The following is a 14,717-nucleotide window of genomic DNA, read 5'->3' on the forward strand; positions in this document are numbered from 1 at the left end:
CCCACCCATCTTTTTTCGGTCTTTTTTATGAAACGCCTCCTCGGCTTCCTTCTCTCGCTCAGCCTGTTGGGCGGAGCCGCCCACGCACAAGCTACAGCCCCCGCCACCGGCACCATGAGCTCGTCAAAAATGACGAGCACCAAAATGTCGCAGACCCCGGCCACAACAACGCACACTACCACGTCGCGCACCGGCATGATGGGCTCGAAGGCCTCCACTGGCTCGAAAAGCACGGCCACCAAAACGGCCACCATGTCGTCGACCTCGACGGCTACCAGCAGCAAAATGAAGGCCAACGGTACGCCCGACATGCGCTACAAGGAGAATAAAATGGCCAAAACCACCACGGTCACCGGCAAAATGAAGGCCAACGGCACGCCCGACATGCGCTACAAAGCGAACAAAACGACGTCCACCACAACCAAGAAAACGATGTAAACCGGGGCAGCTTGCCCTGGTTGCTCAAAGCCTTTTCCCAGCAGGGAAAAGGCTTTTTTCATGCCCCCGGAGTAACGACCGTCGTCCACGAAACGGCGCTACCTTTCGGTCCAAAATTGCACTTCCACACCTACAGCCCATGCTGCTACAAGTTACTGTTCCCATTGCTTTTTCCGTGCTTGGAGTCCTTATCGGCTTGCTGGTATTATTGCTGCTAGCCAAGTCGCTGCTGGGCATCGTGGTCATCAGCGAGCTGGAGGTGGGCGTTGTGGCCAAGAAATTCGCCCGCACCAGCCTGAGCGCCGGCCGCTTCATCGCCCTGGAGGGCGAGGCCGGCTACCAGGCCGATACCTTGGCCCCGGGCTGGCACTTTTTCCTGTGGCCCTGGCAATACGCCGTCACGAAGGAGCCCGTAGTGGTGGTGCCGCAGGGCGAAATTGGGCTGGTGGTAGCCAACGCCGGGGCCCCCATCCCGCCGAGCCACATCCTGGCCCGGGTCGTGGATTGCGACAACTACCAGGATGCCCGCGCCTTCCTCACCAAAGGCGGCGAGAAAGGCCGGCAGCTGGGCATGGTCACCGCCGGCACGTACCGCATCAACACGGCCTTGTTCACGGTCATCACCCAGCGCAACGCGGGCACGATGGGCATGCGGCCCGAAGAATTGTTCATCTACCGCGTGGTGCCCGAGGCGGTGGGCATCGTGACGACGCTCGACGGCGTACCGATTGAGCCGGGCGAAATCGCGGGGCCCGTCATCCCCACCCACGACAACTTCCAGGACGCGCAGGCCTTTTTGGTGGCCGGGGGCCGCCGCGGCTTGCAGGAGCAAGTGCTGCTCAGCGGCTCCTGGAACCTTAACCCCTGGTTTTGCCGGGTGCAGCAGGTACCGATGACCGAGATTCCGATTGGCCACGTGGGGGTGGTCATCTCCTTCGTGGGCAAGCCAGCAGTGGACGTGAGCGGCACCGAGTTCACCCACGGCAACCTCGTGGACGTGGGCCACAAGGGCATTTGGGCCATCCCGCTCTACCCCGGTCGCCAGCCCCTCAATACCCAGATTATGAAGGTGGAGCTGATTCCGACCACCAACATCGTACTCAACTGGGCCAACCGCACCGAGGCCCACCACTACGACGACTCGCTGAGCAGCATCACGGTGCGCTCGCGCGATGGCTTCTCCTTCAACCTCGACGTGGCCCAGATTATCCACGTGGGGGCCCTCGATGCGCCGCGCGTCATTTCGCGCGTGGGCTCGATGCAAAATCTGGTGGACCACGTACTGGAACCCATTGTGGGCAACTACTTCCGCAATTCCAGCCAGGAATACACGGTGCTCGACTACCTCACGAACCGCGCCGAGCGGCAGCGCGAGGCCGCCACGTTCATCCGCACGGCCTTGCTCGACTACAACGTGCAGGCCGTCGATACGCTCATCGGCGACATTGTGCCGCCCGCCCAACTCATGACCACCCAAACCGACCGCAAGCTGGCCGAGGAGCAGCGCAAAACCTACGAGGTGCAGCAGGCCGCCCAAACCCAGCGCCAGGCCCTGGTGCGCGAAACCAGCATCGCCGACATTCAGAACTCGCTGGTGCAAAGCGAGCAAGGCGTGAATATTGCCGAGCTGCAAGCCAATGCCCAGGTGAAAAAAGTGCGCGGTGAGGCCGAAGCCGCCAAGCTACGGGCCGGCGGCGAGGCCGAAAGCACCCGCCTGCGGGCCATTGCCGATTCCGAAGCCACCCGACTGCGCGGTGTGGGCGAGGCCGAAGCCATCCGGGCCATCGGCAACGCAAAGGCCGAAGCCTACCGTGTGGGCGTACAGAGCCTGGGCACCCGCGAATTCACCGGCTTGCAATTGATGCAAATAATAGGAGACAACCGGGTGAAAATTGTGCCCGAAGTGCAGGCCAACGGCGGCGCGGGCGGCCAGGGCGGGGGCTTAGTGGAAGCCCTTATTGGCTTGCTGGCCCAGCAGCAATTAGCCCCCGGGGCCCCATTCGTGTCGGCTTCAGAACCCGCAAAACCTGCCTCGCTGCCAGCAGCTGGCGCGCAGGAAAACACGCAGAGTTAAAATTTAATTTGGTATATACTACTGGAAATTAATTACTTGAAAACTAACAATCGTTTGTTGTGACGTTTTTATTACATTTCTAACATAGAAACTTATCTAATCTTATTCTACCTTTACAGTCAGCAAGAGCGAAAGACTTTTGCTGATAACTTGTAGTGTGGTGGAACTGGCAGACACACCCTCCTCTCTCGAGGGTGAAGGTTCGGAATAAATCGGCCCCCGGCCGGCTAACCACTTCGTGGAGGTTCAAGTCCTTCCGCTACAGCCCAAAGGCTTAAAGAGGCGACTTTACAGTAAAGTCGCCTCTTTAAGCCTTTGGCATTTTTTGTTTTGCAGCTACCGGGCCGCTACGGCCCCGTGCCGGGCCTGGTAGCTGCGCCGCCCCTCTTTCAGGAACTGCGCGAACTGCGCCACGTTGGGCTCGTAGGCGATGGGCGCCACGAGCGGTTTGCCCGTGGGGTCGTCGGGGTTGAGCAATACGTAATAGGGCTGGGCATTGAAACCATAGCGGGTTACCTGGAGGTCAGCGTTTTGCTTGCCCAGGCTGGTTTTTTGCTGGTGGTCGCGCGTCGAGGTATACCACTCGTTCTGGGGCAGCTCGGTTTTGTCGTCCACGTACAAGGCCACCACTACGTAGTCGTTTTGCAGCTGGGTGAGCACAGCCGGGTCGCTCCACACGGTGGCTTCCATCTTGCGGCAGTTCACGCAGGCGTGGCCGGTAAAGTCGATGAAAATGGGCTTATGCGCCAGCTTAGCCGCGCGGATGCCTTGCTGCAAGTCGAAGTAGCCCTGCAAGCCGTGGGGCAGCTCCAGGAAGTCGCCAAAGCGCGGCGTTTCGCCCAATGCGCTGGCGGCCTGCACCGGCGTGGCGGGGGCCCCAGCGGCCAGCGAAAAGTCGTGGCGGCTCTGGGGCGGCAGGTAGCCGGCCAGCAGCGGCAGCGGGGCCCCAAAGAGGCCCGGTACCAGGTAGGTCATGAAACTGAAGGCCAGCACGGCCATCAGCAGCCGGCCCACGCTGAGGTGCTCCAGCGGCGAGTCATGCGAGAGGCGGAACTTGCCCAGCAGGTACAGCCCGAGCAAGGCCGAGAGCACCACCCATAGCACCAGGTACACGTCGCGGGTGAGAATGCCCCAGTGGTAGGCCAGGTCCACCATACTCAGGAACTTGAGGGCCAGCATCAACTCCACAAAGCCCAGCACCACCTTCACCGTATTTAGCCAGCCGCCCGAGCGGGGCAGGCTTTTCAGCCACGACGGGAAGATGGCGAACAGCGTGAACGGCAGCGCAAAGGCCAGCGAAAAGCCCAGCATGCCCACCACCGGGGCCAGCGTCTGGCCGCGGGCGGCGAGGCCCAGCACCGTAGCCACGATGGGCCCCGTGCAGCTAAACGAGACCAGCACCAGCGTGAAGGCCATGAAGAACACCCCGAGCCAGCCGCCCTTGTCGGCCTGGGCATCGGCTTTGTTCACGAGGCCGCTGGGCAGCGTGATTTCAAACAAGCCCAGAAACGAAAGGCCGAACACCACGAATACCACAAAAAACAGCAGGTTCGGCAGCCAGTGCGTGGCCATGAAGTTGGGGCCGTCTTCGCCCAGCAGGCGGGCCACCACCACGCCAATCAGCGTGTAAATGACAATGATGCTGAGCCCGTACACCACGGCCTTGAGGATGCCGCGGCCGCGGCTGTCCTGGCCCCCGGTGAAGAATGAAACCGTCATCGGCACCATCGGGAACACGCAAGGCGTGAGCAGCGCCGCCAGCCCCGAGATGAACGCCAGCACGCCAAAGCTCCACAGCCCGCCCGCGTCGGCAACCGGTGCCGCCGCGGCCACTGCCGCCGACACGATGGGGGCCCCAGCGGCCGTTTCGGCGGGAGCGGGTGCGGAGGCCAGCGGCGCCACAACGGCTACCGGAGTGGCAGCCACAACGGGCTCGGCAGCCGCGGGCGTTGCAGCGGTAGGCGCCGCGGGAGCCGTTGCTACGTCGGCAGCAGCGGGGGCCCCAGGCTTGGCGATGGGTGCGGCGGCGGCGCTAGCGACGGCCGCGCCACTTACTTGCAGGGGCCCGAAGACCAGGGTTTCGTTGCCGGGTACGCAGCGGCCGTCTACGTCGGTACAGCTTTGGTAGTCGGCCTCGGCCTTAATGGTGAGGGGCCCCGGCTGGAGCACCTTGATGCGCTGGCGAATCTGGCCGGTTTTTTCCCAAAAGGCCACTTCGCCCTTGAATACCTCGTCCATCTGGTGGTGCGACTTTACCGACTGCGGCTTACCCACCAGGGCGTAGGCCGCGCTGGGCGCAAACTTGAGCGTGAACACCACGGGCCCCACGTCCTCGCTGAAATCGGTGGCGTAGAGGTGCCACTTCTCGTCGATGCGGGCGTTCACCAGCAGCTCCACTTCCTGGCCCACTTTGGCGGTGGGCTGGCTGAGGGCCGTGCTGAGGTGCGTGGGCACCAGGATCTGGGCCGTTAGCGGCAGGGCCGGCAACCAACAGAGCAGTAGAAATTTAAAAAACCAACGAATATTCATACAGAATTAATCAGCATTAGCACGTAAAATTAGGCTTCTTAAGCACAATTGGCTGGTTAAAAAGTTCAAACGCCTAACCCCGCGCGCCAAAGTCCGTACTTTTGAGTTACAATGGCACCCAGACCGTCCGCGTCGCGGGGGCCGCCGACATGGGTTTACAGATCTTATTTACCGTTTTGCTGGTGTTGGCAAACGGGTTTTTCGTGGCTGCCGAGTTTGCGCTGGTCAAGGTACGCTTGTCGCAGCTCGAATTGAAGGCGCAGGAGGGCAACCGCCTGGCGCGCTTGGCCGAGAGCATGTTGCGTAACCTCGACGCTTACCTGTCGGCCACGCAGTTGGGCATCACCCTAGCCTCGCTGGCCCTGGGCTGGGTAGGCGAGAGCGTAGTGGCCGCGGCCATCCTGGGCCTCATGCACCGCTTGCAGCTGAACGTGACGCCCGAGTTGGCCCATTCCATTGCCATCCCCGTTTCCTTCGCCACCATTACCGTCTTGCACATCGTCATCGGCGAGCAGGCCCCCAAGGTATTGGCCATTCAGCGCTCCGAAGCCACTACGCTGGTCATCGCCGCGCCGCTGCGGGCATTCTACCTCATCACATTTCCGGCTATCTGGCTACTCAATAAACTGTCTAACATGCTCTTGGGTGCGTTCGGAGTAAAATCGACGCATGGCACCGAGGTGCACACGGCCGAGGAGCTGCGCCTGTTGCTCGACCAGGGTAAGCAGAGCGGCGAAATTGAAGATTCGGAGCACGAGCTGATCGAGAACGTGTTCGAGTTCAACGACCGCATGGTGAAGCAGATTATGGTGCCGCGCACCAAGCTGGCGGCGCTCGACGTGCACGCCTCGGAAGACCAGATTTTGGAAACGGTGTTCAGCGAAGGCTACTCGCGCCTACCGGTGTACGAAGGCAACATCGACAACATTGTGGGCATCCTGAACGTGAAGGACCTGCTGCCCATCATCCGGCGCAACGAGCCGGTAGAGCTGGCCCGCATTATGCGCGCGCCTTACTTCGTGCCCGAAACCAAGAAAATCAACCGCTTGCTGCGCAGTTTTCAGCGCAAGCACACGGTCATGGCCGTCGTGAGCGACGAGTTCGGCGGCGTGTCGGGCATTGTTACCATTGAGGACATCATGGAGGAACTAGTAGGCGAAATCCAGGACGAATACGACAACGAGGTGCCCGTGGTGGAGAAAGTAGCGGCCGACGAATACCGCGTGGCCGCCGCCACGTCCATCTCCGACGCCAACGAGTACCTACCCTTCCCGCTGCCCGAAAGCGAGGATTACGAAACCGTGGGCGGCCTGCTGAACGTGGTGTACGGCAGCATCCCCGAGGTGGGCGACGTGGCCGTGCTCGACCCCTACGAGTTTCGGGTATTGGAGCGCTCGCGCCGCGTCATCGATCTGGTGCAGCTGCGCGTGGTGCGCGCCGAAGAAAAAGCCGAACCCCGCACCGACCTGAGCGCCGAGATTTAAACCGTCTTTCTCAAGGCTTCAAGCCACAAACAGGGCCCCAGCATTCGTGAATGCTGGGGCCCTGTTTGTGGCTTGAAGAAATTGCTGGGTGGTTCTACAGCGCTTTATTCTACAGCGCTTTTATGATGAACAGCACCACGCCCACTACCAATACAACGGCGCCAGCAGTAATCAGGAACCCCGAGCTGACAATGATGCCGATAACCAGCGCGGCCAAACCCACCAATGCTACCGTTATCGACGTGCCGGCGGCGGCGGCGTGCGCAGTGCTAGCCGTGTTTTGCTGGCGCGCCTCTGCTTTGGCTACCTGCTTCATCACCTTATTGATGGCCATGCGCTGCAGTAGTGTGGGCTTAGCGGTGCCGGCAACGGGCCGGACCACCGTTTGGGCCACTACCTGAGCCGAGCTGGCGCGCGCTAGGCTGGTTTTTGCAGTGGGCTCGGCCACCGAAGCGGTAGTAACTACTGGCGCGGCAGCAGCCACGGGAGCCCCGGCCACGGCGGGGACCGCAACGGTTACCTCGGGGGCGGTTGCTACGGCAACGGGTGCGGCCGTGGCCTGCGTGGTGCCTAAGTAGGAAGGCGTTTGCGGTTTGAACGCATAATCAGTGCGGCTGCACGAGCTCAGCGAACCAGCGATTACCCCGAGGGCAAGCGTAAGAGAATAGGCCTTTTTCATGGTTAAGTAAGGAATTAGTTGAAGAATGAGAGGATACAAGTCCTATACGCGCCCCACGTAGCAGCGATTATCCTCTTTGTTCCCTGCCAGTAATTAACCTCAACCTTGCAAGAGGTAACTCACTGTTTTAATATATATTAATTTTTTCAAAAAATATCAAAGCTAATTCGGAAGTGTGTGTTAAGTTACTGCCCGTAGGCGAGGCGTAAATTTGGCTATGGATTACCTGAGTTTGCGCGAGCGGCCCCGCCAGTTTCTGGCCCTGACCAGCCTGCGAGCGGCGGAGTTTGACGACTTGCTGACCGACTTTGCCCCGGCCTGGGAGCGCCACCACCGCTACCACACCCTGGAAGGAACCAAACGGGCGTTCCCCGCCCACCGCGAGCGGGCCAACGCCGTGCTGGCGGGCAGCGATATAAAGCTCTTTTTTCTGCTCACCTACCTCAAAAGCAACGCCTTGCAAGAGCACCAGGCCGCCAGCTTTGGCATTTCGCAAGCGCGCGTCAGCCACTTGGCTACCGCCCTGCTGGGCGTGCTCAACCAGGTGCTGGCCCGGCGCGGGCTGCTGCCCGTGCGCGACGGCGGCGAGTTGGCTCAGCGCCTGGCTAACCACCCGGAGCCGGTCTTTGCCTACGACGGGGTCGAGCGGGGCGTACCACGTAACACGGACCGGGAGGCCCAGGCCGAGGAGTACAGCGCCAAAAAAAAGCGCACCGCGTAAAAAACATGACCTTATGCGATTCCACGCAGTACGTGCATTTTCTCTCGGCTACGGAAAGCGGGCGAGCGCACGACAAAAAACTGGCCGACGAGTACGCGCTGCACCTACCGGCGGGCTGCGTGTTACGGCAGGATTTGGGCTTGCTGGGCCACGCCCCGACCGGGGTCGTGGTGGAGATGCCCCACAAGAAGCCGCCGAAGCGGGAGTTGACGTTTGCCCAAAAGCTGTATAACCAGTTGCTGAGTCCGTTGCGCGTCGTTATCGAACACGCGCACAGCGGTATCAAGCGCCTGCACATGGTGCAGGGCACTATCCGCTTGCGCGGCGAATGGGTGCGCGATACGGTCATGGTCGTGGCCTGTGGGCTGCACAACCTGCGTGCGCGCAGCCCGCACCGCGCCTATCGCGCACCTGTCCACGCGAAACTCGCTAACTACGCCGAATAAGCTTTATCATACTAAACTCGCCAAATAATTCAAGCATTAGCGCTGATCAGGTTTGTTCTGTAGGCCTTGAAACCTCAGCCATTGGCCGCAGGGGCCCTATCTGTGAAGCGCTTGCGAGCCAGCAGCTTACCCAGCCGACGCTAACGAATACGGGTGCCGACGAGTACCTGCCTTACCGGCGCGAAAGCGAGGACCACGAAACCGTGAGCGGCCTGCTGAGCGTGGTGTACGGAAGCACCCCGGAGGTAGGCGACATGGCCGTGCTGGACCCCTACGAGTTTCGGGTACTCGCGCCGAGGTGAAGAACGAGATCCGCACCGGCCTGAGCGCCGGGATGTAAGCAAGTTAACAGTGACCTTAAGAGCACAAAAAATACCCGCTTGATTGCAAACGGGCATTTGGCGGTGGTCTATTAGCGAGTGAGGTTGTAAATTAGCGCATGGTTTATACGCAACACTTATGTGCCCGCTGTGGTAGTGAACACATCCGCCGCAATGGCACGCAGGGTGGTCAGCCTAAATACCAGTGCAAGGCGTGCGGGTATCAGGCACGGTTTATACCAGCGGCCGTGGCCAAGGCGGCACAGTATGCGCAGGTGGAAGCCTTGCTCACCGAGCGTAACTCCCAACGTAGCATCGTGCGCGCCACCGGCGTGGCACGGATGACCATCGCCAAGCTGATAAAAAAAAGCGGCCTTGGACTCGCCCCGGCTGCCGCGTCGCCGGACGAAAAAGGCCCAACGCCGGAAACCTGAAGCCCTCGAACTTGACGAAATGTGGACCTTCGTGGGCCGGCGCACGTGCAAAGTCTGGTTGTGGCTGGCCGTTGAACGGGCCTCGCGCCGCATCGTGGCCTGGGTGCTGGGTTGCCGGGGAGCCGCCACGGCCCGGCGCTTGTGGGCCGCGCTGCCGCGACGCTACCAACGCCACTGCCGCTACCACACCGACCAGTGGGAAGCCTACGCCAAGGTCTTGCCCGCCCACCAGCATCGGCCTCATCCCAAAGGCAGCGGCAAAACCAATATTGTTGAGGCTATCAACTGCTCCTTACGCCAGCGCTGCGGGGTATTGGTCCGCAAATCCTGCTCCTTTAGTAAAAGTTTGCGCATGCACACGGCTCGCATCAAGATTGTGATTGACAATTACAACCTCACTCTTCAATAGACCGCCGCCGGGCATTTTTTGTAAAGAAAATTACAGAGAAGGCGTTACAGCTTCTTAGCGTACTCGCCACCTTTTGGTTTTAGGGTGCCGAGGATGATGCGAATGAAGTCGATGAGCGACAGAATACCGAACACCCCAAAAGTCAACAGTTCCAGAATACCTAGTCCGGTATAGCCCAGGTAGAAGCGGTGAATGCCAAGGACGCCAAGGAAGAAAGAGAGTATAAGTGCGACAAGCTGACTCTTACCTTCCGCTTTCATCCCCTTGGGAGCTGCGGCTAGTTCGCGTTTCAACCCTTGCTTTACGGCTTTGCGGTCGGCCTTGGTAACCGCCAAGTGCTGGGTGGCACTGGCTTGTGGCGCGGCGACCGGCGCCACTGCATGGGAAGCAGTTGCCCGGTGAGTTAACGCTTGGGCAGCTTCGTAAGCCGGGGACGTTGTCGCTACTAGCGGGGCGGCCTCAGTCGAAGCCGTCATGGTTTCGTCCGGTACCGGTGCTATAGCCACAGCCGAATGGACTCGCTCCGAGCCCAGGTAAGCAGGCGTATTTGGATTAAAGGCATAGTTAGACTTGCTGCACGAGGCGAGCGAAGCACAGGCCGTACCTAAGATTAAAAAACGGTAGAATGATTTTTTCATACTTAAAAAAGGTTGGAAAAGGGTGATGTGCAGTGGATAAAAATTCTTTGAAAAAGGGGGTATGAAGAAAAAAGGAACCATTTTTTGACCGCATAAATATAAAAGCATAAATTTGAAATTAGATTTATTTTAAATTTAATTATACAATTATAGGACTTACGCAAACGCGAGCGAAGGCTGGCGTAATTCATGTCGCATATACTCATCCAAAAAGCCTTGTTTGAGCTGATAGACGGTTTGTTTGGTTTGGTAGGCGGCTTGTTTAAGGCAGGTCCAAGCGCGCACGGCCAGGGCAATATGATTGCGCTGACTGCGGGCCAGCCGGCACTGGCAGGCCTGCACGCCGGTGAGTTGCTTGAGTTCGCGGTGAAACTGCTCAATCGTCCAGCGGACGCTGCTTTCGTGTTCGGCAGCGGCCGTGTGCAAGGGCTCAACCTCGTTGGTGAGGAGGTAGTCCGTCCGGTGGGTGGACACCAGTACGCGGAAGAGTTTCAGTTTGAAATCTTTGGGCATGCCCTTCACTTTCAGGATTTTGCCAGCTTCTACTTCGGCGGCCGACCAGCACAGGCAGGCCACGGGCTGGTAGGGCTGCTGGCCGCCGGAATCATCGACGAGCCGGTTGCTTTTCAGCGGGCAGTAAAATGTTTTGCCTTCGTCCAGCAGCCACTTGAACAGGGCCGTGGTGGCGTACCAGCTATCCATGAGCACCGTGCGGTATGGGATACTGCGCGGGGCCAATTGCCCGAGCATGTCGGCCATATGGTCGAGCTTGGTCTTGCCGTCGGTGTCGGGGGCGAAAAGGCGGTAGTCAATGAGCCAGAACTGGTCGGTTTCGGGGTTGACGCACACACACGTCACCAGGCCGATGCCGGCAATCACGCCGTGGGCGTTGCCGCTGTACTGGCGGCGTACGAGTTCGATGCGCCGGCTGTGGTGCTTGTCGAGCACCGTGTCGTCAAACAGGACGTAGCCCCGCGCGCTGAGCATCACCTGTGGGCGTACTTGCTGCCAGAGCTGGCGGGGGGTGAAACGCCGGGTTTTGAGAAAATAGCGCACGTTGTCGTGCGAGAGGCCCTCCAGATGCTCGGCCAGATACGTCCCCGTGTAGTTGACCTGGCTGCTCACCAAAAACTGCCCGTACAGTTGTGCCGTCACTTTCATGGCTTTTCCTTTCAAGTTACACTTTTTGCGTAAGTCCTAAATTATAAAGATAACTATTTTCTAAATCAGTATTTAGTTAAAATTAGGTTTTTTTAATATATTATGTAGTTACTCGTCTTCAAAGAATCCTGCCAGCACTTCAGTGTCCGGATCGGCGTAAAGCTTAGCTGTTCCTGGGAGCAGCGAGCCCACGGCTACGTTTTCGTGTGCCCATAAATTTTTCATATTCCTACCAGAAGCTGCGTCACTTGCGAATGATGGGGCTTTTTGGGGTATTGATTGAATTCCTACTACGCCAATAGCAAGCGCAAATCTGATAGCAGGCCCAGGGGCCCCGCGGTAACAACCACGACGGGCCGGTCGCAATGCCTGTGATTGGCACTGCCGGACCTGCCAGCGTTATAGCGAGCGGGGCCCAGCCCAAGGCGCGATGCATTACCGCGCCCAACTGGTTCAGGTTATGCTTCTGGTGCTGCCGCGAACCAGCTGGCGTAGAGCTGGTAATTCTCGGCGGTGCGGCGCAGGCCGGCGCGCTGGGCTTCGCTCACGGGCTTGATGCGGCGGGCGGGCACACCAGCGTAGAGGTAGCCGGGCTCGCAGATAGTATTTTCGAGTACCACGGCCCCGGCGGCAATAAGGCAGCCCGCGCCCACTACGGCATGGTCCATCACAATGGCTCCCATGCCGATGAGCACGTCGTCTTCCACGGTGCAGCCGTGCACCAGGGCCCGGTGGCCGATGCTGACGCGCGCGCCGATGCGCAGGGCCGCGCCCTGGTAGGTGCAGTGCAGCACAGCCCCGTCCTGGATGTTGGTGCCGGCCCCGATGCGGATACTGTTCACATCGCCCCGCACCACGGCCGTGAACCACACCGTACAGCCGGGGCCCAGCACCACGTCGCCCACCACGGTGGCGTTGTCGGCCACGAAGCAGTCGGCCGGAATTTCGGGGTAAACGCCGCGGACGGGCAGGATGAGGGCGGGCATATAAACGCAGGTTGGTGGAAACCCAAAGGTAGCTGTCGCTATATTTAGCATATGGTTTCCTCCCCTGCTCCCGGCCCCGTAGTATTTTCTGAAAGCCAGGGTTTTCTACGCTCCTGGTGGTGGCTGCTGGTGCTGCTGGCCATTCTGCCGGTGGGCATCGCCGCCGTTGCCAGCGGGCCGGCACGCTGGCCGCCGGTGGCCCTGGTGGGGCCGGTGTTACTAGCTGTGGGGTTGTTCGCCTGGCTGCGGTTGGATACCCGCCTCGATGCCCAGGGCCTCACGTACCGCATGCGCCCGCTGGGGTGGCAGCGCCTAGCCTGGACCCAAATCCAGTCGGCGCATGTGCGCTCCTACTCCCCCATCGGCGAGTACGGCGGCTGGGGCATCCGGGGCCTATTTGCGAAAAACCGGGCCCTGAACGTCGCGGGTAGCCACGGCTTGCAGCTAGAGTTAGCCGATGGCCGCCGCCTGCTGCTGGGCACCCAGCGCCCCGAGGAGCTACGGCACGCACTGGCCCAACTGGGGCCCCTGCTGGCGCCCTAAACGCGCAGCAGCCGCTTCCAGGTGCCCTTGTCCCAGTTGTATTTGAGGGTGCTGGGCAGGGCTTGCCAGAAGTATTTGCTGGTTTCGACGGCGAAGCTGGGCTGCATGTAGCAGTTGATGGTGCAGCCCTCGCAGGCAGGCAGGCGGCCTTCGAGGGCTGCGAGGCGCTGGGTTTCGGGGGCCCCGTAAAGGTCGAAGAGGTGGCCGTCGATGGGAAATTTTTGCTGGCCCAGGTGGTAGCAGGGTAGCACCAGCTCGTTGCTGGGCGAGATGACGAGCGTGGTGCTGGCCGCCCGGCACACGGGGGCCGCCACGTGGTTGCCGCCGTCGCGCCGCAGCGCAATAAAGGCCTCGTTGAGGTACACGCCCTTGCGCCGGCCAAAGGCGGAGAGGTAGTCCAGCTCCGCGGCCGTGAGCTGCTCACCGGTTTCCACATCGCCGTACTCAAAGGCGGGGTTAAGAATGAGCACCAGGCCGTTGGGTTGGGTAATGTCGCGGTACACGGCCTCCAGGTCGGCCAGGTTGTGGCGAAAAACGGTGAAGAGGATATCCGGCCGCTCGCCCAGCTCCTTGGCCACGCGGATGCTTTCGAGTACGAAATCATAGCAGGCCACGCCGCGGCCCCGGTCGTGGGTGTCGCGGTCGGCCGAGTCGAGCGAGAAGTGCAGCATGTCCACCAGCCCACGCAGCTTCTCGGCGTTTTTGGGGTAAAGCAGGCCGTTGGTGGTCACCGTGGTGATAAACCCCAGCGCCCGCGCCAGCGCCAGGAAATCAGGCAGCTGGCGGTGCAGCAGCGGCTCGCCCCCGGTGAAGTCAATCACCGACACGCCCAACCGCTTGAGGTCGCGCAGGTTGCAGTCCACATCGCCGAGCGTAATGTAGGGCGAAGGCTTCTCCCAGATGTCGCAAAACGCGCACTTCGCATTGCAGCGGTACGTGACGTAGTAATTGCAGAGAACAGGGTGCTTGACGAGGAGCATATTATTAGCTATTAGCTATTAGCTACTGGCTGTTAGCTTTTTACATTGTTGGCGGCATCAACCACCACAACGAAGCTAACAGCTAAAAGCCAACGGCTAACAGCTAAAATCAATGTGGCAGCTTGCCCCAGGCGGCGGCGTCCCAGGCGGTGGGCGTGGCGGCCAGGGCCTCGGGGGTGGCGGCGCCGTAGTGTTCCTGGTAGTAGCTGCAGAAGCCCTTGAGGGGGCAGCGCGGGCAGTTGGGCTTCAGGAAAAAGCAGATTTGCTGCCCGTGCCAGTAGTTATGCTTGTGGAAGTTGAACAGCCCTTCGGCATCGAGCTGGGGCCCTAGCAGGGCCAGCAGTACACTGTGCGCCTTCTCTACCGATACCTTGGGGCCCAGGAAGCCCACCCGCTGGGCCACGCGGTGCACGTGCGCATCCACGGGCAGCACGGGGTGGTGGTAGTTGAAGAGCAGCACCAGCGAGGCCGTTTTCAGGCCGATACCGGGCATGTCGGTCAGCCAGTCCATGGCGCGGTCGGTAGGCCAGTCGGCCAGGAAATCGAGGTCGAATTTCCCACCCGTCTCGGCCTGAATGCGCCGCAGAATCTCCTGGATGCGCGGGGCCTGCGTGGCCGGCCAGCGCGTGGTGCGGATGGCGTGGATGAGCTCCTCCACCGGGGCCCCCAGCACGCCGGGCCAGTCGCCGAAGGCCTCCAGCATCCGGTCGTAGGCCAGCTCTTCGTCGGCGTGGGTGGTGCGGTGCGAGAGCACGGTCGAAATCAGCTCGCGCATGGGCGTGCGCCGCGCCACCGGCGGCAAATGCCCGTAAAACTGGTCGAGGATTTCGTAGTCGGCCAGGGCCTTGGCAATGGGTGTCTGAACCACGGATTTA

15 protein-coding genes are annotated in these 14,717 nt (G+C 60.5%); 8 read left to right on the forward strand and 7 right to left on the reverse strand.

Going from position 1 to position 14,717, the window contains the following annotated elements; translation table 11 throughout:
* Positions 1 to 27: 27 nt before the first annotated feature.
* Both DDQ68_RS11530 and DDQ68_RS11535 read left to right on the forward strand, forming a co-directional pair.
* A complete protein-coding gene (locus DDQ68_RS11530) occupies positions 28 to 438 on the forward strand; it encodes a hypothetical protein (protein WP_109656441.1) in 411 nt (136 codons plus the stop codon).
* A gap of 175 nt (positions 439 to 613) precedes the next feature.
* Positions 614 to 2,512, forward strand: coding sequence for an SPFH domain-containing protein (locus tag DDQ68_RS11535; RefSeq protein ID WP_211320138.1), 1,899 nt, complete (start codon positions 614 to 616; stop codon positions 2,510 to 2,512).
* 336 nt (positions 2,513 to 2,848) lie between these two features.
* Here DDQ68_RS11535 and DDQ68_RS11540 read toward each other — a convergent pair whose 3' ends face one another.
* On the reverse strand, positions 2,849 to 5,041 hold the full coding sequence (locus DDQ68_RS11540; RefSeq protein ID WP_109656443.1) for a protein-disulfide reductase DsbD family protein: 2,193 nt from the start codon (positions 5,039 to 5,041) through the stop codon (positions 2,849 to 2,851).
* 182 nt (positions 5,042 to 5,223) lie between these two features.
* Here DDQ68_RS11540 and DDQ68_RS11545 point away from each other — a divergent pair, with 182 nt between their 5' ends.
* Positions 5,224 to 6,525, forward strand: coding sequence for a hemolysin family protein (locus DDQ68_RS11545; protein WP_342767450.1), 1,302 nt, complete (start codon positions 5,224 to 5,226; stop codon positions 6,523 to 6,525).
* Between the two features lie 109 nt (positions 6,526 to 6,634).
* Here DDQ68_RS11545 and DDQ68_RS11550 read toward each other — a convergent pair whose 3' ends face one another.
* A complete protein-coding gene (locus tag DDQ68_RS11550; RefSeq protein WP_109656444.1) occupies positions 6,635 to 7,204 on the reverse strand; it encodes a hypothetical protein in 570 nt (189 codons plus the stop codon).
* 217 nt (positions 7,205 to 7,421) lie between these two features.
* Here DDQ68_RS11550 and DDQ68_RS11555 point away from each other — a divergent pair, with 217 nt between their 5' ends.
* The 4 genes from DDQ68_RS11555 to DDQ68_RS11570 all read left to right on the forward strand — a co-directional run bounded on the left by DDQ68_RS11555 (position 7,422) and on the right by DDQ68_RS11570 (position 9,534).
* Complete coding sequence (locus tag DDQ68_RS11555; RefSeq protein ID WP_109654390.1) at positions 7,422 to 7,925, forward strand: transposase family protein; 504 nt, start codon at positions 7,422 to 7,424, stop codon at positions 7,923 to 7,925.
* A 5-nt stretch (positions 7,926 to 7,930) separates the two neighbouring features.
* Positions 7,931 to 8,371: a transposase family protein gene (locus DDQ68_RS11560; protein ID WP_109656445.1), complete on the forward strand. Its 441-nt coding sequence runs from the start codon at positions 7,931 to 7,933 to the stop codon at positions 8,369 to 8,371.
* 439 nt (positions 8,372 to 8,810) lie between these two features.
* Complete coding sequence (locus DDQ68_RS22825; RefSeq protein WP_162549800.1) at positions 8,811 to 9,125, forward strand: transposase-like zinc-binding domain-containing protein; 315 nt, start codon at positions 8,811 to 8,813, stop codon at positions 9,123 to 9,125.
* A 19-nt stretch (positions 9,126 to 9,144) separates the two neighbouring features.
* Complete coding sequence (locus DDQ68_RS11570) at positions 9,145 to 9,534, forward strand: IS1 family transposase (RefSeq protein WP_162550044.1); 390 nt, start codon at positions 9,145 to 9,147, stop codon at positions 9,532 to 9,534.
* A 44-nt stretch (positions 9,535 to 9,578) separates the two neighbouring features.
* Here the strand turns inward: DDQ68_RS11570 and DDQ68_RS23875 are convergent, their stop codons facing one another.
* The 3 genes from DDQ68_RS23875 to DDQ68_RS11585 all read right to left on the reverse strand — a co-directional run bounded on the left by DDQ68_RS23875 (position 9,579) and on the right by DDQ68_RS11585 (position 12,319).
* Positions 9,579 to 10,280, reverse strand: a complete 702-nt coding sequence (locus DDQ68_RS23875) for a TM2 domain-containing protein (RefSeq protein ID WP_245897021.1) — start codon at positions 10,278 to 10,280, stop codon at positions 9,579 to 9,581.
* 48 nt (positions 10,281 to 10,328) lie between these two features.
* Positions 10,329 to 11,333, reverse strand: a complete 1,005-nt coding sequence (locus DDQ68_RS11580; RefSeq protein WP_109656448.1) for an IS701 family transposase — start codon at positions 11,331 to 11,333, stop codon at positions 10,329 to 10,331.
* A gap of 458 nt (positions 11,334 to 11,791) precedes the next feature.
* Complete coding sequence (locus DDQ68_RS11585) at positions 11,792 to 12,319, reverse strand: gamma carbonic anhydrase family protein (protein ID WP_109656449.1); 528 nt, start codon at positions 12,317 to 12,319, stop codon at positions 11,792 to 11,794.
* Between the two features lie 51 nt (positions 12,320 to 12,370).
* On the opposite strand from DDQ68_RS11585, the gene DDQ68_RS11590 reads away from it, so the two are divergent.
* Positions 12,371 to 12,862 carry a hypothetical protein gene (locus DDQ68_RS11590; RefSeq protein WP_109656450.1) on the forward strand — a complete coding sequence of 164 codons (492 nt, stop codon included), beginning with the start codon at positions 12,371 to 12,373 and terminating at the stop codon, positions 12,860 to 12,862.
* On the opposite strand, the gene DDQ68_RS11595 is transcribed toward DDQ68_RS11590, so the two are convergent.
* Positions 12,859 to 13,842: a radical SAM protein gene (locus DDQ68_RS11595; protein ID WP_109656451.1), complete on the reverse strand. Its 984-nt coding sequence runs from the start codon at positions 13,840 to 13,842 to the stop codon at positions 12,859 to 12,861. The two genes, DDQ68_RS11590 and DDQ68_RS11595, sit on opposite strands and share 4 nt — an antisense overlap.
* Before the next feature lie 109 nt (positions 13,843 to 13,951).
* Entirely contained in the window at positions 13,952 to 14,710 is a 759-nt protein-coding gene (locus DDQ68_RS11600) for an endonuclease III domain-containing protein (RefSeq protein WP_245897022.1), read from the reverse strand.
* Positions 14,711 to 14,717 lie beyond the last annotated feature (7 nt).

This window comes from Hymenobacter nivis (genome assembly GCF_003149515.1).
GTDB classification, from domain to species: Bacteria; Bacteroidota; Bacteroidia; order Cytophagales; family Hymenobacteraceae; genus Hymenobacter; species Hymenobacter nivis.